Annotated in this window: 16 protein-coding genes; 3 read left to right on the plus strand and 13 right to left on the minus strand. The window is 41.9% G+C overall.

Going from position 1 to position 22,236, the window contains the following annotated elements:
- Positions 1-41: 41 nt before the first annotated feature.
- Positions 42-2,237, minus strand: coding sequence for a DNA/RNA helicase domain-containing protein (locus OQX64_RS08690; protein WP_265818471.1), 2,196 nt, complete (start codon positions 2,235-2,237; stop codon positions 42-44).
- Complete coding sequence (locus OQX64_RS08695; RefSeq protein WP_265818472.1) at positions 2,234-2,557, minus strand: nucleotide pyrophosphohydrolase; 324 nt, start codon at positions 2,555-2,557, stop codon at positions 2,234-2,236. Before OQX64_RS08695 ends, OQX64_RS08690 begins: the two co-directional genes overlap by 4 nt.
- 200 nt (positions 2,558-2,757) lie before the next feature.
- Here OQX64_RS08695 and OQX64_RS08700 point away from each other — a divergent pair, with 200 nt between their 5' ends.
- A complete protein-coding gene (locus OQX64_RS08700; protein ID WP_265818473.1) occupies positions 2,758-3,501 on the plus strand; it encodes a hypothetical protein in 744 nt (247 codons plus the stop codon).
- 29 nt (positions 3,502-3,530) lie between these two features.
- Here the strand turns inward: OQX64_RS08700 and OQX64_RS08705 are convergent, their stop codons facing one another.
- The 5 genes from OQX64_RS08705 to OQX64_RS08725 all read right to left on the minus strand — a co-directional run bounded on the left by OQX64_RS08705 (position 3,531) and on the right by OQX64_RS08725 (position 13,428).
- Positions 3,531-4,220, minus strand: coding sequence for a hypothetical protein (locus tag OQX64_RS08705; RefSeq protein WP_265818474.1), 690 nt, complete (start codon positions 4,218-4,220; stop codon positions 3,531-3,533).
- Positions 4,221-6,932: 2,712 nt separating this feature from the next.
- The gene (locus tag OQX64_RS08710) at positions 6,933-8,339 is read right to left on the minus strand and encodes a TolC family protein (RefSeq protein WP_265818475.1); all 1,407 of its coding nucleotides are present in this window, start codon (positions 8,337-8,339) and stop codon (positions 6,933-6,935) included.
- Positions 8,326-11,526, minus strand: a complete 3,201-nt coding sequence (locus OQX64_RS08715; RefSeq protein WP_265818476.1) for an efflux RND transporter permease subunit — start codon at positions 11,524-11,526, stop codon at positions 8,326-8,328. The genes OQX64_RS08710 and OQX64_RS08715 overlap by 14 nt, the downstream gene beginning before the upstream one ends.
- Before the next feature lie 23 nt (positions 11,527-11,549).
- Positions 11,550-12,686, minus strand: coding sequence for an efflux RND transporter periplasmic adaptor subunit (locus OQX64_RS08720; RefSeq protein WP_253249109.1), 1,137 nt, complete (start codon positions 12,684-12,686; stop codon positions 11,550-11,552).
- Positions 12,687-12,822: 136 nt separating this feature from the next.
- Positions 12,823-13,428 carry a TetR/AcrR family transcriptional regulator gene (locus tag OQX64_RS08725; protein ID WP_088303346.1) on the minus strand — a complete coding sequence of 202 codons (606 nt, stop codon included), beginning with the start codon at positions 13,426-13,428 and terminating at the stop codon, positions 12,823-12,825.
- Positions 13,429-13,607: 179 nt separating this feature from the next.
- Between OQX64_RS08725 and OQX64_RS08730 the strand changes: the two genes are divergently transcribed.
- Complete coding sequence (locus OQX64_RS08730) at positions 13,608-14,045, plus strand: GNAT family N-acetyltransferase (RefSeq protein ID WP_265818477.1); 438 nt, start codon at positions 13,608-13,610, stop codon at positions 14,043-14,045.
- A gap of 1,072 nt (positions 14,046-15,117) precedes the next feature.
- Here OQX64_RS08730 and OQX64_RS08735 read toward each other — a convergent pair.
- The 5 genes from OQX64_RS08735 to trpD form a co-directional block, all read right to left on the minus strand.
- Entirely contained in the window at positions 15,118-15,759 is a 642-nt protein-coding gene (locus tag OQX64_RS08735; RefSeq protein ID WP_265818478.1) for an NAD(P)-dependent oxidoreductase, read from the minus strand.
- Between the two features lie 481 nt (positions 15,760-16,240).
- On the minus strand, positions 16,241-17,008 hold the full coding sequence (gene trpA / locus OQX64_RS08740; RefSeq protein ID WP_265818479.1) for a tryptophan synthase subunit alpha: 768 nt from the start codon (positions 17,006-17,008) through the stop codon (positions 16,241-16,243).
- Between the two features lie 79 nt (positions 17,009-17,087).
- On the minus strand, positions 17,088-18,269 hold the full coding sequence (gene trpB / locus OQX64_RS08745; protein ID WP_265818480.1) for a tryptophan synthase subunit beta: 1,182 nt from the start codon (positions 18,267-18,269) through the stop codon (positions 17,088-17,090).
- A gap of 173 nt (positions 18,270-18,442) precedes the next feature.
- Entirely contained in the window at positions 18,443-19,078 is a 636-nt protein-coding gene (locus OQX64_RS08750; RefSeq protein WP_265818481.1) for a phosphoribosylanthranilate isomerase, read from the minus strand.
- Entirely contained in the window at positions 19,078-20,064 is a 987-nt protein-coding gene (gene trpD / locus OQX64_RS08755) for an anthranilate phosphoribosyltransferase (RefSeq protein WP_088302868.1), read from the minus strand. Before trpD ends, OQX64_RS08750 begins: the two co-directional genes overlap by 1 nt.
- Before the next feature lie 220 nt (positions 20,065-20,284).
- Here trpD and OQX64_RS08760 point away from each other — a divergent pair, with 220 nt between their 5' ends.
- Entirely contained in the window at positions 20,285-21,223 is a 939-nt protein-coding gene (locus tag OQX64_RS08760) for an ion channel (protein ID WP_265818482.1), read from the plus strand.
- Between the two features lie 62 nt (positions 21,224-21,285).
- Here OQX64_RS08760 and OQX64_RS08765 read toward each other — a convergent pair whose 3' ends face one another.
- The gene (locus OQX64_RS08765) at positions 21,286-22,122 is read right to left on the minus strand and encodes an alpha/beta hydrolase (protein WP_265818483.1); all 837 of its coding nucleotides are present in this window, start codon (positions 22,120-22,122) and stop codon (positions 21,286-21,288) included.
- Between the last annotated feature and the right edge of the window lie 114 nt (positions 22,123-22,236).

Below are 22,236 nucleotides of genomic sequence, written 5' to 3' on the forward strand. Positions count from 1 at the left end.
TACGGTTTCCCGTACTAAACGAAAAATAAAAAAACAACCTTTTAAGCCAGTACACGATCAAATACGCCTACAACTTTAAAATCTGTTAATTCATCAGAAACTAACTCTATAGTGTGGTAAGATAGATCATCAGATAAGGGTTCTAAATTGATAGTACTGTGCTGCCAGCCTTCATCTGTAATTATTTTCTTGCTATGGTATTCTTTAATCGTATAGCCAGAGCCAAAGTCTGCATCTTGAATAGCGGTACTTTGCACCAATACAATTTTACCTTCTCTACTCCCTCCACCATCTTGCCTGAATAAACAGTAAGCGCCATTTGGAATCCGCTTATTCATCGACTCACCTACTACCTTACAAACAAAGTAACCATTTTGAGGGGCTAAATTAAACGGCAATTCTACCCATTCAAAATCGCTATGAATCTGTAAATCGCTAAAATTACCCGCAGCAGCAGTAATATCTAACAAGGGCACAGCATTAACATATGGCTTTACCTGATTAAATGGTATGATTCTTAAAGCAGGCTCCTTTTCGAATAATGGAATATGTTTTTTAAGATAAGCTGCCAGATTAGGGTTGCATGCATAAATAAAACTTCCTCTTATACCACGATAAAATACAGTTTTGTAAATATTGACAAGAAATTCTTTTAAATCTTCGTCATCATCCACACCAAGTTTACCATAACCATCAAAATACTCATCGCGGTTTATTTCAATTTTGTCTGTTTCAATATTATAATCAATCTCTTTCCCGAAAATTATCCCTGTATAATTTAAATCGTAACCCTGTATAGTATGTATACAACCAATCTCTTTAAAAGCATTTGGAGAATTAACCCAATCTGTGGTTACCTGGTTCCATTGAAAAGATAAACCATCAAGCTCTATATCTATTGCTTTTTTATCATCTTCTGATTGATATAGCCAACTATAACCAGCAACCATTCTACACAGGCCATGTTCCTGCTCTTTTTTACCTAATTCGCGGTAAAGTTCTGCTAACGAATCAAAGTAGATCAATTGATAAGCTGATGACTGATAAACTGTTTTCTTATGAAGTTTTACATTCATCAAGTCATCAACAAATTGTATGTAATCATTGCCACCCATTACACGCATTTGCGAATGCAGCTCTAGCTTTATCGTTTGTTGATCATCTAATAGCCTCGAAAAAAAAGTTTCAGGAATATCAGATGGTTTTATCGATTGGGCCTTATCATAAAAGAAAATCTGGTTTTTGCTATTGGCCATTATCCAATCCAGTTCATTTCCTGAATTGTCTAAACCAAGCTTTTGATTATTTTTTTTGAATGTTCCTCTCCAGCCTATGTTTTTATATTGACGCAAACGATGCGCCTCATCCACTATAAGCAGATCGTACTTCACATTACTTTTAAAGGTGTCGGATGGGCCGATGACCATTGATGATTTTAAGCCTGGTACTTGCCTAAATACACGTTGTAAAGTTTTTCTTAGGGATGACATGGCTATAACCAACCCTATCTTTGCATTTGGATATTTTAATTGAAAACCTTTAATATAGCTTACTTCTCTGATTTCGTCCTCATTAAAATCATCAATGCTGGCATCAGTGATATCGGTAGCCAAAAGCTTAATTAAATAGGTTGCCAAAACCGTCTTTCCTGTACCTGCACTCCCCCTGATGAAAATACGGGTGCTATCATCTCTATTAAGATGGGTGAGGATATCAAGCACCGAAGCATACTGATCTTTATTTAACGAGGTATAGGGCGAATATTTAAATAAATCCGAATTCTCTACTTCCTTTAAGGATTTAGTAATGATCTTTTTATCGATCAGTTTTTTCCAAACTTCCTTAAATAAATCTTTATAAAGTTCCCGTTGGTAGTAATTACGAACAATTAAGCCATCATTTCCATTTTTTAATTTGTAGGTACCCTCGGAAGAAATATATCTGATCAGATTCGATTCAATATCAAGCGTTACCGATTTATTAAACTTATCGCATCCGATTATCGAAATCTGATTAAATATGGAGGCTTTTACCGGATTAGTCAAATGATTAGCAATGCGACTGGCGGCATTGGTTGACTCACCTACGTAAGCTTCTGCTTTAGCCTCATTCCTGATAAAATAAACCACTGGCCACTGGTTTCTTACCCAGGGGTTTTGCTGAATCTTAATTAAGCCTTGTTTATTAAAATCATGAAATTCAGAAACATCTATAGAAAGCTCAAACGACATGCTCATAGCTCATCATATTTTTTAGCAGTCCCCTTTGCTTTATCTACAGGATATTTGCTATCATTAAGTTTAATTTTATCCAGAATAATTTGCTTCACATCCAGGTTATATTTTTCAGCCAACAAGAGTGCATAAGAAAAAACATCAGCCAGTTCTTCTTTTATCTTCTCAACGTTCGCATCCTCGGCATTTTTCCATAGAAAAAGCTCCAACAATTCAGCTGCTTCAATATTTAAAGCAAGTGCTAAATCTTTAGGATTGTGAAACTGGGCCCAATCGCGCTCGTCTCTAAACTTTAGTAATGCTGCTGTTATCTCTTCGGTCATAAGGCTAATGATGCCCAATTTAAGAATATAGTGTTGATTTGGGAAATATCGCAGGAAAATTCAAGAGTTTATTTCCTAAAATTTATTTCCGTAACCTATCTTTTATCAAAAAAATCTCCCCACTCCTTTTAGTTGTAAAGAAAATAATCTTAACTTAATGCCAATTAATCTAATTTATTTACTTTTTAAAACTACAAATTATGTCTAAAGCCAATGAAACCGGCCACGCCAAAAACGTAGCCAACTTCGAAACCCTTTTAAGTTATGTAACCGGTTATGGCGCGGTGTACAATCCCAGCAATGCCAACATCCAGTTGAATAGTTTAACTGAAAAAGCTGCCGCAGCCAAAACCATTAATGAGCAGGTGCACGATGCTGCTGCCAAAAACAGCAACGCCATAGCCCTGCGCGATCTGGCTTTTGCCCCCTTAAAAAAGCTGAGTACCCGTGTGCTGAGTGCCGTTAAGGCCAACAGTGTAGCCCAACAGGTATTGGATAATGCCGTAAGCCACCACCGCAAAATACAGGGGCAAAGGGCAACGGCCAAACTCACCGCCGAAGAAAAGAATAACCTGGCCGCCAGCGGTACGGTGGTTAACCAGGTTTCGGCCTCGCAACAGAGTTACGATAACCTGCTCGATACGCTGGATAAGCAGATTAAACTCTTAGCCACCATACCGCAGTACGCCCCTAACGAGGTCGATCTGCAGCTGGCCAGCCTTACCAGTTTGTATAACGATTTATTGCAGAAAAACCGCGATGTGGTAGCCAACACCTCACAGTTGAGCACCCTACGCATTAACCGCAATAATGCGCTGTACGATGCTGAAACGGGTATTGTTGCCCTGGCCCAGGATGTGAAAAACTATGTGAGATCTGTTTTTGGCTCAACCAGCCCCCAATACAAACAGATTTCGGGTATTCTGTTCCGAACGCTAAACTAACAACCCAATAATACCCTAAAAAATCATCCCTAATTTATTTCCTCATTCCACTTAACAGATACCAAACCGGGTGGCTGTTTCTCTTTCAGGCCATGCTTAGCAGTAAAATGGCGCATTGCCTCTCCTCCACTCTCTCCTATAACCGCTAAACTACCTGCTGCAACGTCTGAACTATCGACTGCAACGTCTGAACTAACGACCGCAACATCTGAACTATCGACTGCAACGCCTGAACTATCGACTGCAATGTCTGAACTGTCGACTGCAACGTCTGAACTACCAACCGCAACGTCTGAACTACCGACTGCAACGTCTGAACTACCGATCGCAACGTCTGAACTATCGACTGCAACGGCTGAACTATCGACTGCAACGTTTGAACTATCGACCGCAACGTCTGAACTACCGACCGCAACGTCTGAACTACCAACCGCAACGGCTGAACTACCGACCGCAACGGCTGAACTATCGACTGCAACGTCTGAACTATCGACCGCAACGTCTGAACTATCGACTGCAACGTCTGAACTACCAACCGCAACGTCTGAACTATCGAACGCAATGTCTGAACTACCGACTGCAACGTCTGAACTACCGACTGCAATGTTTGAACTACCGACCGCAACGTCTGAACTACCGACTGCAAAGTTTGAATTGACGACAGATGTTAACAAAAAAGGGTCGTCATTGCGAGGAGGAACGACGAAGCAATCTTTCACGCTAATAATCCTCGCTATAAAGATTGCTTTCCCGAAAGGTCGGGACAGGCTGCCGGCTGAAAAAGCCTTCTCGTAATGACGGAATTGGTACCCGCGATGATTTAACAGGAAATTCCTCTACTCCATGCGATCTGCACCCTGCTATCCGGCCTGGGAGATGATGGCAGGAGAAGCCGTTGAAATTTTTGCACCTCCGTTCAAATAACTTCACTGCCCAAGGTAGCGCACAAGGCTCCCTCGAAATTAATCTTTATGACAAAACAAAATCGAGTCCTTGTGCTACCGCTTTTAAAATTTCGACGCGCTAATCCAACATCAGGTCCAAGCCTTGATTGTTTGCTTCTTTGTTATCAAGAACAAAGAAGAAGCCACGGCGGCCAGCCGAAAACAACTCCTGTTAGTAATTACGGCAAAGATTGCTTTCCTGAAAGGTCGGGACAGGCTGCCGGCTGAAAAAGCCGCCTCGCAATGACGATTTAACTAATGATCCGCATCCCGCTATAGCCATCATGCTATCTGCACCCTGCTACCCGGCCTGGGAGATGATGGTAGGAGAAGCCGTTGAAATTTTTGCACCTCCGTTCAAATGACCCCACTGCCCAAGGTAACGCACACGGCTCCCTCGAAATTAATCCTGATTACCAAACAATATCGAGTCCTTGTGCTACCGCTTTTAAAATTTCGACGCGCTAATCCAACATCAGGTCCTAGCCTTGATTGTTTGCTTCTTTGTTATCAAGAACAAAGAAGAAGAGGCCACGGCGGCCAGCCGAAAACAACTCCTGTTAGTAATTACGGTAAAGATTGCTTTCCCGAAAGGTCGGGACAGGCTGCCGGCTGAAAAAGCCGCCTCGCAATGACGATCTAACTAATCATCCGCATCCCGCTATAGCCACCACGCTATCTGCACCCTGCTACCGGCCTGGCAGATTTTCGCAGGAAAAAGCACGAAAATCTATGCACTTCCGCTCATTACCCCACAGCCTAAGGCAGGATCAAAGCGGGAGCGGTGGAATAAAGCGAGGGCTGAGAGCCTCGATGCTGCCGCAATTGAGATTTCCGTCGCTTTTTACAAGAAAAGATGCGAGCCTTGATTTTTTGTTACTTTTTCATCAAGGAAAAAGTAAAAGCCCTTCGGTGGCCAACCGAGGCAAGCCTAAGCCTTGGACAAAGATCTCTCCGCTACGGTCGAGATGACGATTGATCCCGAGTGAAATTACGCGTAACACTCCTCTTCACCCTGCTACCGGCCTGGGAGATGATGGAAGGAGAAGCCGTTGAAATTTTTGCACCTCCGTTCAAATGACCCCACTGTCCAAGGTAGCGCACACGGCTCCCTCGAAATTAATCTTCATGACAAAACAAAATCGAGTCCTTGTGCTACCGCTTTTAAAATTTCGACGCGCTAATCCAACATCAGGTCCAAGCCTTGATTGTTTGCTTCTTTGTTATCAAGAACAAAGAAGAAGAGGCCACGGCGGCCAGCCGAAAATAACTCCTGTTAGTAATTACGGTAAAGATTGCTTTCCCGAAAGGTCGGGACAGGCTGCCGGCTGAAAAAGCCGCCTCGCAATGACGATCTAACTAGTGATCCGCATCCCGCTATAGCCACCACGCTATCTGCACCCTGCTACCGGCCTGGCAGATTTTCGCAGAAAAAAGCACGAAAATCTATGCACTTCCCCTCATTACCCCACAACCCAAGGCAGAATCAAGCTTGTGCGCTGGGATAAGAAAGGGTAAGAAGCCTAGAGGCTGCCGCAATAAAGATTTCCGTAGCTTTTTACAAGGAATTGTGCATCAATCTTTTATACCGATAAAAACAACATGATCAGGTAAAAAACGGTGCAAGCCTTTTAGTTATGCCCGGTGTATATTAATTAGAAGTGGGCATGCTTTCGCTTCGCTCAGGTTTGTTACTTTTTCATCAAGGAAAAAGTAAAAGCCCAGGCGGCCAGCCGAGGCAAGCCAGAGCAAAGGGCAAAATAAAAAAGTACAGCAGAATATTGAAAGCATTAAGGTTCCCGCCAGCATGGGAATGACGGACATGTTAGAAATATTCTAAAGGTTAAGTACAAAGATCTCTCCACTTCGGTCGAGATGACGACCCAGCGCCCCCCTCATAGTCTCAAAGTAATCAATCTACGCATGCCTGTCTCTGCAATATGCTATCTGCTACCGGCCTGGCAGATTTTCGCAGGAAAAAGCACGAAAATCTATGCACTTCCCCTCATTACCCCACAACCCAAGGCAGCATCAAAGCGGGAGCGGTAGGAATAAGCAAGGGTAAGAGCCTCGATGCTGCCGCAATAAAGATTTCCGTAGCTTTTTACAAGAAAGGATGCAAGCCTTGATCTTTTGTTACTTTGGATCAAGCCAAAAGTAAGAGCCCCTCGGCGGCGGTGAGCCGAGGCAAGACCGAGCGAAGGATAAAAAAATATCAAGGCCTTAAGATTCTTGCCTGCGCGGGATCCGATAGCTATCGGATGACGAGCGGTGTTTGTAATCTGGATAATAGAATAATTTTGTACAAATCGCAGATAACCCATAGTAGTAAGATTGCTTCGTCGTTCCTCCTCGCAATGGCGGAATAGGTGCTACGATAACAGCATCAAACAAAAAAGCACCAAGAACCTCTCGCTCTTAGTGCCTAAATTTATACACAAACCTATAAAGTCTTTAAAACCTTATAGGTTTAGATATATTTGCAAATTAATTCCAACCCCCACCTAACGACCTGTACAAACCAACCACTGCATTTAACTGCTCATTTTTGATGGTGGTCAGTTCCAGTTCGCTTTGCAATAAATTACCTTGCGCGGTAATCACCTCTAAGTAATTGGCCATGCCACTTTTGAATAACAAACTTGCATTTCTCGATGCCTGTTGTAAAGTCTGTGCCCTTCTCTCTGCAATACTATACTGTGTTTTCAGTTTTTCAAACTTCGTTAATTCATCGGAAACTTCGCCTACCGCATTAATAACCGACTGGCGAAACTGGATCACCGTTTTCTCCCTGTCGATTTTTGCCAGTTCTAAATTGCTTTTCAGCTGTCCCCTTTGGAAAATCGGTTGTGTAATCCCGCCTGAAACCAAACCAAATAAGGATGCCGGCACATTAAACCAGTTGCTGGCCTTAAATGAATTGACACCGCCACTTGCGGTAATGACCAATGAAGGATATAAGCTGGCCTTCGCCACGCCCACTCTTGCATTGGCTACATTTAAAGCCAGTTCAGCAGATTTAATATCCGGCCTGCGGCTTAACATCGCCGAAGGAAAACCTGTATTCAAATCCTGCGGAATAAGCATTTTATCCAGGCGGCTGCTCCGGTGAATCGATTGAGGTAAAGTACCGATCAATACACTTAAAGCATTTTCCTGTAAGGTTACATTCTGTTCCAAACGGGGAACCAGTTGCGCTGCATTTAACTGTTGTGCCTGGGCCTGCTGTATGGCCAGTGAGGTCACCTGACCGGCATCAAACTGCAAATTAATGATCCTCAGGGTGCTGTCATTTAGCTTTAAATTCTTTTTGGCAATTTCCAATTGCGCATCCAGCATTAACAAATTGTAATAGCCCTGTGCCACATTGGCCACCAAACGTGTTTGGACTGCTTTACGTGCTTCTTCGGTTTGCAAAAAACTGGCGAGTGCACCGGCTTTCTGGTTGCGGATTTTACCCCAGATGTCGGCTTCCCAAAATACTCCCAGATTAGCCGTATAATCTTCAATGTGTGTGGAACCGGTAAACTGGTTCAGGCTTAATCCGTTTAAACTGTTATCAGAGGGGCGGCTTGAACTCGCCGCCACCTGTAATTTTAATTCAGGTAAATAACCCAATTTAGACTGTTTGAACAAGACTTCAGCGGCATCGATATTTTTCAGTGCAATTTGCATGTCGTAATTTCGAACCAATGCCGTGTCGATTAAGTTCTGAACTGTTAAGTCACTGATAAAGCTTTTCAAAGGCAAGGTGCCAATACTCGAAGAGTCTTTAGGCGCTGAGTTTCTGAATAATCCTGGCGCAACATTAGGCAAGGATAGATCTTTCGAAACCGAACATCCGCTCCAGATGAATGCAAGGAGCAGGATGGTAATGATATTAAACCGTTTCATAAACTACATGATTATTATTGATAGGTGCTCCATGCTGGTGAACAACCTCATTTTTTGATTTTTTGGATATTTTTTCCTGTAAGGCCTGGAAGATGACAAAAAGTACCGGGATGATGAATAAACCTAATATTACACCCGATACCATCCCGCCTGCAGCACCGATACTAATGGAGTGGTTGCCTTGTGCTGACGGACCCGTTGCAATACTCATCGGGAATAAACCGAATACAAAGGCCAGTGAGGTCATGATAATTGGTCTGATCCTTAACCTTGCGGCTTCTATCGCCGCATCCACCAGACTCAATCCGGCCTTTCGTCGCTGCACCGCAAACTCCACAATCAGGATGGCATTTTTAGCCAGCAAACCAATTAGCATAATCAGCGCCACCTGTACATAAATGTTATTTTCAATTCCCGTTAAACCCAATACGGCAAACACACCGAATACACCTGTAGGGATGGAAAGGATGACCGCCAATGGCAGGATATAACTTTCGTATTGTGCAGATAATAAGAAGTAAACAAACACCAGGCAAAGCAGGAATATCACTGTCGACTGTCCGCCTGAAGAAATCTCCTCACGGGTTTGTCCGGAGAATTCGTAAGCATACCCCGTTGGCAATTGTTCTTTAGCCGTTTCTTCTATCGCTTTAATTGCATCACCAGAACTGAAGCCTGGTTTAGGGATCGCATTCACCTCAATCGAGTTGAACAGGTTGTAACGCGAAGCCGTTTCCGAACCATACACCCGGGTTAATTTAACTAGCGTACTGATGGGCACACTTTCGCCTGCCTTGTTTTTCACAAATACCCGGTCGATACTGGCAGGGTCGGTTCTGTCGGCCACATCGGCCTGAACCACTACGCGGTAATATTTACCAAAGCGGTTAAAATCGGATGCCTGTGCCGTACCGAAATACGTCTGCATCGTTTGTAAGATGTCTTTCTTACTAACGCCCAGCTGATCGGCCTTTTCGTCATTCACATCCAGTTGTAACTGCGGATAATCGGCTTTATAAGAAGTAAAAGCATAAGCAATCGCCGGTTTCGCCATTAACTTCGCGATAAAGTTATTCGCCACCCCACTAAATTTATCCAGTCTGCCATTCGTTTTATCCTGTAACATCACGTTCATCGCTTCCACATTACTAAAGCCCGGAACGGTTGGGAAACTGAATACAAAGAAGGTACCGGCAGATATGGCGGCCATTTTAGCCCTTACAATATTCTGGATCTCATCGATATTTTTGATCGCCCCTCTTTCCTCGTTTGGTTTTAACAATAAGAAAATTTGTCCGGCTGATGGACTGTTCGAGGCGGTTAAGAAGTTATAACCCGCCAGCGACATTACGAATCTTGCGGATGGCATCGCCCTCAACTCGGCTTCGGCCTGTTTTAACATTTTATTGGTATTGGCTAAGGAGGTTCCCGATGGACTGGCCACAGCAATCGCCACAAAACCCTGATCCTCTGTTGGGATAAAGCCGGTTTTGGTTCTGCTCACCAGGAAAACGGTAACCAGAACGATTAAGGCCAGCCCGGCCATGCTGATCCATTTATGGCGGACAAGCACTTTTAAGCCACCAACATAGCGGTTGGTCATGTAATTAAAACCACCATTAAAGCCGGCATAAAACTTTTCTACAAAGCCTTTTTTGGGTGCCTTGTGTCCACCTTCAGCATGTTTATTCTTTAAAAATAAGGCCGCCAGCGCAGGACTTAAAGTCAAGGCGTTAACCGCTGAAATAATAATGGCTATCGCCATGGTTAAGGCAAATTGTTTGTAAAAGATACCTGTTGAGCCGGTCATGAAGCCAACCGGTAAAAATACGGCCGCCATCACCAGGGTGATCGATATAATGGCCCCGGTGATTTCATTCATCGCCTCGGTAGTGGCCGCCCTCGGACTAAGCGAAGGGTTTTCTTCCATTTTAGCATGCACGGCCTCTACCACCACAATCGCATCATCTACCACGATACCAATTGCCAGTACCAGCGCGAACAACGTTAAAAGGTTAATCGAGAAACCGAATAGCTGCATGAAAAAGAACGTACCGATAATGGCCACCGGAACCGCAATAGCCGGAATTAAGGTAGACCTGAAATCCTGAAGGAAAATAAACACCACGATAAATACCAGTATAAAAGCTTCTATCAAAGTGTGCTGCACCTGGTTGATGGATTCGTCGAGGTCGGTTTTGGTCCGGTAAAACTGGTTGAATTTGATGCCCGCCGGGAAATCTTTTGACAGTTTCGCCAATAGTTTATCGATGGCAATCTGTATTTCGTTGGCATTAGAGCCTGATAACTGGATCACCCCGATGGTAATTCCATCTTTTCCGTTTAAACGGTTCACACTGCCATAGCTGTAGGCTCCCAGTTCCACACGGGCCACATCTTTTAAACGTAGTATGGAACCATCTGAATTGGAACGGATGGCAATGTTTTGATATTCTTCTGGTTTGGTCAGTTTACCTTTATACTTGATGATGTATTCAAAGGCCTCATTACTACGCTCCCCTAACCGGCCTGGCGCTGCTTCCAGGTTTTTGTCCTGAACAGCTGCAATCACTTCATTAGGTGTAATTTTATACGTAGCCAGCTGACTTGGGTTTAACCAGATGCGCATGGAGTAATCTTTAATCCCGCCAAATACGCTGGCCGAACCTACACCCGGAATACGTTTCAATTCGGGAATGATGTTGATTTGTGCATAGTTATTGACAAAAACAGCATCGTATTTTTTTGGATCCTCAGAGTAAATACCGATGGCGCCAATAAAACTGTTTTGCTGTTTGGTGGTGGTGATACCATATTGTACCACCTCCGCAGGCAACTGACTGGTGGCCTGTGAAACCCGGTTTTGGACATTAACAGCGGCCTGATCGGGATTAGTACCTTGCTGGAAGAAAACCGTGATGGCCAAAGTACCGTCGTTACTGGCGCTGGAGGTCATGTAGGTCATGTTCTCCACACCATTAATGGCTTCCTCCAGTGATGGCGTTACCGAACGTAAAATGGTTTCGGCATTGGCCCCGGGGTACACCGCAGTAACCAATACCGACGGAGGGGCGATATTTGGAAAGCGCTCTAAGGGCAACTTTGTTAGGCCAAGTACACCCAATATCACCAATAGGATGGAGATAACGGTTGAAAGTACCGGCCTGTCTATAAATTTCTGAAACATGATGGCTTAAACTTTAATAATGATTAATTTTTTGTTTTTGCAAGGGCTACTTTATCTGCTGCTTTTTGAGGATGGATCACCATGCCCTCCTGCAATTTATCAACCCCGCTCAACACGATCTGGTCGCCAGCTTTTACCCCGTCTTTCACCAGGTAATTTTCACCGGCTTTACCCACAATGGTGATGGCTTGTTTTTTCACCTTACTGCTATCGCCTACGGTAAATACAAATACTTTATCCTGCATTTCTACCGTCGACGCCTGAGGAACCAGGATGGCATCATCATGTTGTAAGCCCAAACGGATTTTACCGGTATTACCCGAGCGAAGGATGCCACTGGCATTAGGAAAACTTGCCCTGAGCGTAATGGCTCCGGTGTTTTTATCAAACTGACCGTCGATCATATCAATTTTACCTTTAATCGGGTAAGCTGAATTATCAGACAATAAAAGTTCTACTGCCGGTAAATGTTTAATCCTGTCGGCAGGGGTTTTACCCGGGTAGTTTGCATTAAAGTTGTTGAAGTCGTTTTCAGCCAGGGAGAAATAAACATGTACTTCGTGAATATCTGATAACTGGGTTAAAGCAACCTGATCGGTCGGCGAAACCAGACTTCCCTGTTTCTTTGGAATGCGACCGATATAACCACTTACCGTTGCCTTAACATTGGTATAACCCAAATTAATCTGTGCGGAAGCTACGCTTGCCCTGGCCTGCTCTGCATTGGCCTGCGCGATTTTATAAGCGGTTTTAGCCGTTTTCAATTGAAAATCAGAAACCACTTTATTCTGAACCAGCGGGGTTAACTTATCTACTTCCAGTTGGGCATTTAAAATAGCCGCCTCTGCAGCATGTAAGCTTGCTTTGGCATTGTTTAAAGCTTCGCGGTATGGGTTTTCATTGATTTTGAAGAGTGTTTGTCCGGCAGAAACATAAGCGCCTTCGTTCACCAGAACACTTTGCAAGTAACCGCTCACCTGCGGACGGACATCAATATCAACAGCACCCTGAATAGATGCCGGATATTCAATATACGTCGTTTCTGTGCTGGCATTGATGGCGCTTACCGGCAATGCTGGCGGCGGCGGTGCTGCTGCTGATTGCTCTGGTGATGATTTACAGCTTATCAGAAGGACAGACAGCGAGAGGATAATTAACATTGACTTAACCTGATTAAACCGTTTAACAGTGTTAAGTGAAATAAACAAGTAATGGATAGCATTCATATGATATAATTTATTGTGGATTTAAAGCGTATAAATAATCTAACAGTGTTAAATTAGGATGTAAAAAAAATTAGCTGTTAATGGATAGTGTAATCCCTTTAATAGCATCTTTTAAAATTTGCTGGTTAAGTTCGTCTGTTGTTCTGCCATTCGGGCGCACCAGGTTGATGGAGATCAATCCGTGAATGATCGACCAATAGGTATAGTATTTCATGCAAATATCATTCTCTGAAACAGGTTTCTTTTTGAATAAAGATTCAATCACATCGCCTAACATATTTGAAACCGTTTCGGCTTCAGCCAATGAATTTTTAACGGTGCAACAAACCATATCCACCCCGTACATCAATTGATAAAATTCCTTGTTGGCAAAAGCAAAATTCCAATAAGCCACCCACATGGCTTCCATTTTATCTTCAGCAGATTCATGTTTGTCGCGGGCCGCCCGAACATCCTTCGCCAGGATCTGGTAACCTCTTCTGGTCAGTTCCAGCAAAATTCCCTCTTTGTTCGAAAAATATTCGTAAATGATCGGTGCAGTATATTCAATCTGGTCGGCAATTTTACGCATACTCAAAGCCTGCCAGCCTTCCGTTTGAACAATGTTCAAGGCTGCATCCAGAATACTGGTTCTGGTTTCATCTTTTAAACGTAGAATTCTTTCTTTACTTCCCATGACCGGAATATTAGGTGTAAATAATCTAACACCGTTAAGCAAATGTAGAACCAATTCCACAATTGACAATCATTCATTTGTCATAAACATTTTATTGATTAGTTTTACGCTGATAATCAACGATTAGTGCATTTTAGACAGCATTTTCAAACAACTTCAATTTTTTAAAAGAATAAAAAATGATTTTCCGGGAGGCAAAAACAACTGACATACATGCGATCCAAATTGTCAGACATACCGTAAAAGAGAATATTTTGTCTGATCCTGCCATGGTTACGGATAAAGATTGCGAAGAATTTATAACACAACGCGGCAAAGGATGGGTTTGTGAAGTAAATGAGGAAGTGGTTGGATTCTCTATTGTAGATTTGAAAGCACATAATATCTGGGCTTTGTTTCTCCGTCCAGAATTTGAAGGTAAAGGCATTGGCAAAGCACTGCACCGCTTAATGATGGATTGGTATTTCGATCAAACCCATGAACCGGTTTGGCTGGGTACATCACCAAATACCCGCGCAGAAGAATTTTATGCCCGGCAAGGCTGGAAAAAGGTGGGCGTGGTAAACAATGGTGAAGTGAAATTTGAAATGACTTTGGAGGACTGGGTAAATAAGTAGGCTTACTCGAGGTAATCGTCATTGCGGGAAGGCTTTTTCAGCCGAGCGCCTGTCACGACCTTTCGGGAAAGCAATCTCTCCGGTAGAATCGCTTGCATGAAAGATTAATTCCCCAAAAGTCGGGGCAGGCGCTCCTTCCTCTTCGTAATGACGATGCAGCCTAAAAAAACTAACCACTAAGTCACAAAGTTTAATGTCGTGATATGAAAAAAAACTGAAACCATATAAGGCATATAAGTTCCATTTAAGCGTAATGCCCTATATGTTCTGATATGTTTTATATGGTAAAAAACGATAATAAAAGTTTTTACTTCTAAGACCCTGAAATACGTTCAGGGTGACGGACTGCAAGAGTAATCTCTCCAGCAAGATCGCTTGCATGAAAGATTTACTTTCCCAAAAAAAGTCGGGGCAGGCGCTCCTTCCTCCTCCTAATGACGATGCAGTCTAAAAAACTAACCACTATGTCACAAAGTTTAATGCCGTGATATGGTAAAAAAACTGAAACCATACAAGGCATATAAGTTCCATTTAAGCGTAATGCCCTATATGTTCTGACATGTCTTATATGGTAAAAAACGATCATAAAAGTTTTAACTTCTAAGACCCTGAAACAAGTTCAGGATGACCGACTGGCAAGAGTAATCTCTCCAGCAGGATCGCTTGCATGAAAGATTTACTTTCCCAAAAAAAGTCGGGGCAGGCACTCCTTCCTGCTCCTAATGACGATGCAGTCTAAAAAACTAACCACTAAGTCACAAAGTTTAATGCCGTGATATGACACCATTAAGGGATACAAGAACATTTAAGCGCAATGCCCTATATGTTCTGATATGTCTTATATGGTAAAAAAAACTAGTAAAGTTTTAACCGCTAAGCCCCTGAAACAAATCGGATAGCTATCGGATCAGGGTGAAGGGCTGAAAGAGCTTAATACGCTCGCTAATCGCGATAGTTGTAAGATTGCTTCGTTGCTAACAATGACAATTCAGAAAAGAAAAAGATTCACCACTAAGACACAAAGAACACAAAGCAAATTTCTTAGTGACTTCGTGCCTTAGTGGTAAAAAAACTAACTATTCCATATAAAAGGTGCCTGTTTTACAAAGGCCTTCTCTCCGAACTGCTCAATAATAAACCGAGCCAAATTAGTTGCATTAATCTGTTCGCCATCACAATTAACCAAACTTGTGCCTATAGCACTTTGTTCGTCGGTTTGAATGATTAAGGGTAAACGGATTAAAGTCCAATCGAGATCACTGTCAATTAACAGATCATATTCTTTCTGCCTGTCTGCGGTAGAAACCGGATAGTTATCGTACATCCATTGGGTTCCAAATTGGGTTTTGGCATCCTTTTCATCAGCAGGACTATCTACGTTGATACCCGTAATGACGATGTAACGTTTCAGATCAAGGGCTTTCATCGCCGTTAGGATATTACTTGTTGATTGCGTAAAGATTGTTTTTTCGCTTGCAGGTTGTCCCGTACCGAGGGCACTGACAACGATATCGCAACCTTTTATAAAGGTATGTACCTTTTCCACATCTTTAACATCGCCGGTTACAATTTCCAGCGAAGCATGATGAATCTGAAGTTTTTCTGGATTTCTGACTAGGGCTTTGACCCCGAATTTTTGCGCCAATAGCGCTTTTAAAATATAAGTACCAGCTTTACCTGTAGCACCGATTAAAGCAATTTTTAAATCTTGCATGATGTTCTTTATAAAATTTTAGAAAATAATAGTTTATCCCTTGATCAGAACGATAAGGGAATATCAGAATTGAATTCTGTTTGAGTTATATTTTATAAAGAGATTTTAATGGCACTAATTTAGGAAAAAAATACCATTTCTACCTAAGTGCAAACGGAATGGATATCCTTCGACTCCGCTCAGGATGAGAATTAATTAATAAACATCGTCATCTCGACCGGAACGTAGTGAAGCGGAGAGATCTACAGTAACCTCCAATTAAAGTGCAAAGATTTCTCCATTCCGCTGCGCTTCAGTCGAAATGACGACGCATCTATCCCAGGATTTGCTACACAAATCTTAACTATATAAGTAAACATAAACTCCATACCTAATATGTTCTTACATGTCTAATATGGTGAAAAGAAACTAGTAAAGTTTTAACCACCAAGACACAAAGTGAATGATATCCTGGTGTCTTCGTACATTTGTGGTAAAAACACTAACTCTTAAACTTCTTCATAAACTCACTTACACTTTCCTCAATATTCCCGTTCTCAATTGCTTTAACGAATGCCGTTCCGATGATGGCACCATTGGCATACGAGCAGGCTTTATCGAAAGTCTGTTTATCGCTGATTCCGAAACCGATCATCGTTGGATTTTTCAAGTTCAGGTTTTTAATCCTGCTGAAATAAGCTTCGGTGGTATTGCCAACCTCGAGGTTTTTACCTGTAGTAGCTGATGATGATAACAAATAGATAAAGCCATTAGTTAAGCCATCAATTTTATGGATGCGTTCTTCAGCAGTTTGTGGCGTAATCAAAAACACATTACTTAAGTTGTGTTCCTCAAAGCATTCTTTATAAAACTCCTCGTATTCCACCATTGGCAGATCGGGAACGATACAACCATCAACCCCCACTTCGGCACAGGCTTTACAGAAATTCTCCACACCGAACTGCAAAACCGGATTCACATAGCCCATCAATAAAACAGGAATGGTCACACTTTTACGCAGGTCTTTCAACTGTTCAAAAAGCAGCTTTAAATTCATGCCCTGATCTAAAGATTTCTTACTACTCGCCTGGATTACAGGTCCGTCAGCCACCGGGTCTGAATAGGGAAAACCAATTTCCAGCATATCAGCTCCTGATTTTTCTAAGGCTTCCGCAATTTGTATCGTATCGCCGGTATTTGGGTAACCGGCCGTGTAATAAATCGATAATATATTTTTCTTCGATGCGAAGAGTTGTTTGATTCTGTTCATTTTCCGAGATGTGAGATGTGAGATATGAGATATGAGAACCAGACAGGAAGTCTGATATCTCAAGTCTATTATCTCACATCTATAATTTGAAATATTTAATATAAGTATCTAAGTCCTTATCGCCTCTGCCCGATAAGCAAACCACTACATTTTCGCCGCCTTTGAATTCCATTTTCTCTAAGTAGGCCAAGGCATGTGCACTTTCGATTGCCGGAATAATGCCCTCTAACTGGGTGAGTAATAAACCTGCATCTAAACTCTCTTCATCCGTTATCGAAACATATTTCCCCCTACCGGTTTTAAACAAATGCGCATGTTGCGGACCAATACCCGGATAATCCAAACCTGCAGAAACCGAATGTGGTTCTACCACCTGTCCGTCTGGCGTTTGCATTAAAATACTTCGGCTGCCGTGCAATACTCCTTCTTTACCTAAATAAGTGGTCGCCGCAGAAAATCCGCTCGACACGCCTTTTCCGGCTGCTTCAACAGCGATCAGTTTTACATTTTCATCATCCATAAAATGGTAGAACATGCCCATGGCATTACTTCCACCGCCTACACAAGCCAGCACGTAATCCGGCTGATCACTACCGGTTTGTGCCATCAGTTGTTTTTTCGCCTCTTCCGAAATAATAGATTGGAAAATGGCCACCATATCGGGATAAGGATGCGGGCCAACGACCGAACCGATGATGTAATGCGTATCAACCGGGTTGTTAATCCAGTCGCGCATCGCCTCGTTAGTGGCATCCTTTAAGGTTTTACTTCCTGAACTTGCAGGCACCACCTTTGCGCCTAACATCTTCATGCGGGCCACGTTTGGTGCCTGGCGCTCGATATCCACTTCGCCCATGTAAATGACGCACTCCAGGTTACGCAAAGCGCAAACCGTAGCGGTGGCCACACCGTGCTGACCAGCACCTGTCTCGGCAATAATTCTTTTCTTACCTAGCTTTTCAGCCAGGAGAATCTGTCCGATGGTATTATTAATTTTATGTGCCCCGGTATGGTTTAAGTCTTCTCTCTTCAGGAAAATGTTGGCCCCGTATCTTTCAGATAACCTATTCGCTAAATACAACGGCGAAGGGCGACCCACATAATCTTTCATTAACTGATGAAACTCCTTTTGAAAACCGGCATCATCAATAATCCTTAAATAATTCTGACGCAATTCTTCTACGTTCGGATAAAGCATTTCAGGAATGTAGGCCCCACCAAAATCTCCGTAATATCCTTTTTCGTTTACTTTGTATTTCATAATATTTTATCAACTCGTTTGTCACATTGATAGCTGCCAGAGATAAGTCGTCATCTTGATCCGATAGCTATCGGATGGAGTGCAACAGAATGGAGAGATCTATATTTACATGCAGATTTCCCGGCTGCGCTCGAAATGACGATCTGTTGCTAGCCAGACCACAGCATGATATTCTATTTTTCCATTTCTTTAATAAATTCTTTAATCTTCTCTGCATCTTTAACACCAGGTTCAACTTCAAACCTGCTGTTGATATCCAGCGCATACAATCTCGAATCTTCCATTGCATTTATTGCTGCTGCATGTTCCAAATCAATTCCGCCACTTAAAAAGTAAGGCTTATCTAATGGATAACCATCCAAAATCTTCCAATCGAATGTTTTTCCTGAGCCACCATGCGCTTTTGTTTTGGTATCGAACAAAAAGTAATCGACCACAGCTGCGTAAGCATTCAATATCGAAAAGTCAAAATCTTCATCCACACCAAAAGCCTTAATCACTTCCAGACTGTTCAAGTTATTTTTTAGTGCGGCACAGTATTGTGGCGACTCGCCTCCATGTAACTGAACAGCTTTTAACTGGTATAGATTTACTTTTTTCTGCACCACTTCCAAATCTTCATCAACAAACACGCCAACTGTTCTAATTTCTGATGGAATATATTTAATCAGCTCTGCCGAAACATCACTGATCAACCTTGGTGATTTATCGTAAAAAATAAAGCCTAAATAATCAGGCTGCAAGCTGGCAACCGCAGCAACATTTGCCGCGAACTTCATTCCGCAAACCTTTAATTTTAATCCTTTCATCAGGCAACTAATTTTTTAAAGCTTTCCAGCGCCTTTTTACTGACTAAAGATTCCTCCGCTTCATAGAAACAATCTGCGAAACTTACAGCAGGCTTGATGGTTTTAATGGCCAATGCAGCATTGCAAAGCACCACATTGTTTTGAACATCAGTAGCCTCACCATTTAAAACATCCATGAAAATTTTTGCAGAAGATTCTACGGTATCTCCACCTTTAATATCATTCACGGAAACCTTTTCAAATCCCATGTCATTCAGGGTTAAAATACCCTCTCCCTTATTGTTAAAGGTTTTCACATCGCAGGTTAATGAAATTTCGTCATAACCTTCCAGCGCATGAACAATGGTATAGCTTTTAGTGGTGTCCTGGTAAAGATAATTATATAAACGAGCCAGTTCCAGACTGAAAACACCCACCATCTGGTATTTAGGCTGCGAGGGGTTTACCATCGGCCCCAGCATATTGAAAAAGGTTTTAACACCTAAATCTTTACGGATGGGGGCCACAATCTTCATGGCCGGATTAAATAAAGGTGCATGTAAAAAACAAATGCCGGCGGTATCCAGGCTACGCTTTAGAGCATCCTGGTTATTGGTGAATGAATAACCCAGATATTCCATCACATTTGAAGAGCCACAACCAGATGACACGCCATAATTACCGTGTTTGGCTACCTGATGCCCTGCACCGGCCACGACAAATGATGACAAGGTAGAAATATTAAAGGTATCCTTTCCATCGCCACCTGTTCCGCAAAGATCAATCAGTTCATAGTCTGAAAAATTGGCTTTAATGCCCAGATCCAACATGGCATCACGGAAACCCTGTAACTCATCAACCGTAATGTTGCGCATGGCGTAGGCTGTAATAAAAGCGGCAATCTGCGAAGAATTAAATTCTCCCTGTGAAATAGAAATGAGGATATGCTTAGCCTCTTCCCTGCTGAAGCTTTTATTTTCAAACAAATGGTTTAATATTCTTTTCATGTTGATTTGCTTCTTTTGACGATAGCCCATAAAAAAAGGATTGCTTTTTGGGCAATCCTTTTTATCGTTTATAAAATAATTTAAAATATATAACAATAGAATTTGCCTAACGAATTTCGTTATGCCACCACCAATTGTTATTTAAGTTTTTAATGATCATGTTTGTATAGAACAAATATTGATATACTTTTTTGTAATTCCAAAATCTTTCTAAAAATATATGTCTTTTTTTAAGAGAAGAGTACAGTTTAATGATGATCTGGGTTTCGGCTCTGCGCCCGTGATCAAAAACCAGCGGGTATTAAATACGGATGGAACACCAAATATTGAGCGGACCGGTCTGCCCTGGTTCAAGTTCGATGATACGTATACCCGACTGGTTACCATGAGCTGGCCCCGGTTTTTTCTTGTGATCCTGATCGCCTACCTGATTGTAAACACACTTTTCGCAGTTGCCTATAATGTAATTGGAATTGAAAATTTAGACGGTGCAAAAGGCATTACTTTAAGAGATCAGTTTTTTGATGCTTTCTTTTTCTCCGCACAAACCATTTCAACAGTAGGTTACGGACATATTTCACCACAGGGATTTATTACCAGTGTGCTCGCGGCCTTTGAGAGTATGCTTGGTTTACTGGCCTTTGCCTTAGCTACCGGATTATTATATGGTCGTTTCAGTCGCCCTACGTCAAAAGTGTCTTTCAGTAAAAAAATGGTTATTGGCCCCTATCAGAATCAAAAAGGCTTGATGTGCAGGCTCGTTAATTTAAGAAGAAACGCACTTATTGATATTGAAGTGCAGATGATTATCACCTTCAACGAAAAGGTAGATGGAAAATTAAAAAGAAGTTTTTATCCTTTGGATTTGGAACGCAATACAATCAGCGTACTATCCTTAAACTGGACCCTGGTTCATCCCATTAATGAAGAAAGTCCTATTTTCGGAAAAACACTAGATGAATTAAAGGCAGCGGAAGTAGAGATTTTTGTGATTTTGAGAGCCTTTGATGATACTTTTGCGCAAACCATTCATACCAGAACCAGCTATCAGGATGATGACATCGAGTTTGATGCAAAGTTTAAGATCATGCATTATCACAATGAACAGGGCAAAACCGTGATGGATTATAGCTTGTTTGATAAAATTGAAAAGGTATAATCAGCGTTACTAACTTTCTGTCTGATATGAAATAAAGTTAGTAATGCTAAATGAACAATAGTTTAATCAAACTGATGAATAAATGTTAAAATTTCTTCATACAGATCATTCCCCCCTAATATCATCTGGCTAATCATAGGCACATGACTTTTCCCTTCGATCTCCTTAATTTCTACAGGAATATGGTGTGCCTTTAATTCTTGATATAACCTGGGAGTTTGTAATTTGATCGCTTCGTAAGTTTTGCCACCATACAACAGCAGATGCGGATTTTTAATATGATCAACATAATTTAATGGTGATGCTGCTTTCCATACCGCTGGCTGACTGGTGAAGGTTCTGATAAAATCGAAGTAAAAACTGTCCTTTTTGGCTGTAGTCAGGTATTCATACAGATCCAGTCCGAAGGGATCATTTAAGATTACGCCTTTGATTGGATTTTTGATTCCGGCATGGTTAAAATATCTCGGATCAGCGTTGATAAGTTCTGCCAAATGCCCACCTGCTGAATGCCCCATTATAAAGATCTTATCTGAACTGCCTTTATAAACAGCGCTATTTTCCTTAACCCATTTTACGGCCAATGCGCAATCATCAGCCATTTTTTCATATTGTGCATCAGGCGCGAGCGGATAATTGATAATGACAGCAACTACACCTTTCCGTGCAAAATTTCTCCCTAACCACCAATACGTTTCTTTCTTGCCACTGCTCCAGGATCCTCCATGTATGAAAATCAGAACAGGTTTGTTTTCAATCTGATCGGCATTGTAAAAAATATTAAGTGTATTTTCTGCTTTAGCGTTATGGGCATAATTGATATCCTTCGCCGTCTTTACCTGAGCCAATGCTGTTATGGTTTGAAACAAGAGAATTGTTAGAAATAGTTTTTTAAGCATATGAAGGAATTAGGTTATGAGATCTGATTAGTAACTATCGGGTATTAGGCAGCAAGTATCACTTTGAAGATTGAAAAACTGGCATTAAACTTTTGCTTTGACCTTTAAGCAATC

Source organism: Pedobacter sp. GR22-10 (genome assembly GCF_026239715.1).
Taxonomy (GTDB): Bacteria; Bacteroidota; Bacteroidia; order Sphingobacteriales; family Sphingobacteriaceae; genus Pedobacter.

Excerpts from the sequence above, each read along its gene's own strand:
- OQX64_RS08730 (WP_265818477.1), top strand. The coding sequence starts at position 13,608 with ATGATTTTCCGGGAGGCAAAAACAACTGACATACATGCGATCCAAATT.
- OQX64_RS08710 (WP_265818475.1), bottom strand. The coding sequence starts at position 8,339 with ATGAAACGGTTTAATATCATTACCATCCTGCTCCTTGCATTCATCTGG.
- OQX64_RS08690 (WP_265818471.1), bottom strand. The coding sequence starts at position 2,237 with ATGAGCATGTCGTTTGAGCTTTCTATAGATGTTTCTGAATTTCATGAT.
- OQX64_RS08735 (WP_265818478.1), bottom strand. The coding sequence starts at position 15,759 with ATGCAAGATTTAAAAATTGCTTTAATCGGTGCTACAGGTAAAGCTGGT.
- trpD (WP_088302868.1), bottom strand. The coding sequence starts at position 20,064 with ATGAAAAGAATATTAAACCATTTGTTTGAAAATAAAAGCTTCAGCAGG.
- OQX64_RS08725 (WP_088303346.1), bottom strand. The coding sequence starts at position 13,428 with ATGGGAAGTAAAGAAAGAATTCTACGTTTAAAAGATGAAACCAGAACC.
- OQX64_RS08700 (WP_265818473.1), top strand. The coding sequence starts at position 2,758 with ATGTCTAAAGCCAATGAAACCGGCCACGCCAAAAACGTAGCCAACTTC.
- OQX64_RS08765 (WP_265818483.1), bottom strand. The coding sequence starts at position 22,122 with ATGCTTAAAAAACTATTTCTAACAATTCTCTTGTTTCAAACCATAACA.
- trpA (WP_265818479.1), bottom strand. The coding sequence starts at position 17,008 with ATGAACAGAATCAAACAACTCTTCGCATCGAAGAAAAATATATTATCG.
- OQX64_RS08695 (WP_265818472.1), bottom strand. The coding sequence starts at position 2,557 with ATGACCGAAGAGATAACAGCAGCATTACTAAAGTTTAGAGACGAGCGC.
- OQX64_RS08760 (WP_265818482.1), top strand. The coding sequence starts at position 20,285 with ATGTCTTTTTTTAAGAGAAGAGTACAGTTTAATGATGATCTGGGTTTC.
- OQX64_RS08720 (WP_253249109.1), bottom strand. The coding sequence starts at position 12,686 with ATGTTAATTATCCTCTCGCTGTCTGTCCTTCTGATAAGCTGTAAATCA.
- OQX64_RS08750 (WP_265818481.1), bottom strand. The coding sequence starts at position 19,078 with ATGAAAGGATTAAAATTAAAGGTTTGCGGAATGAAGTTCGCGGCAAAT.
- trpB (WP_265818480.1), bottom strand. The coding sequence starts at position 18,269 with ATGAAATACAAAGTAAACGAAAAAGGATATTACGGAGATTTTGGTGGG.
- OQX64_RS08715 (WP_265818476.1), bottom strand. The coding sequence starts at position 11,526 with ATGTTTCAGAAATTTATAGACAGGCCGGTACTTTCAACCGTTATCTCC.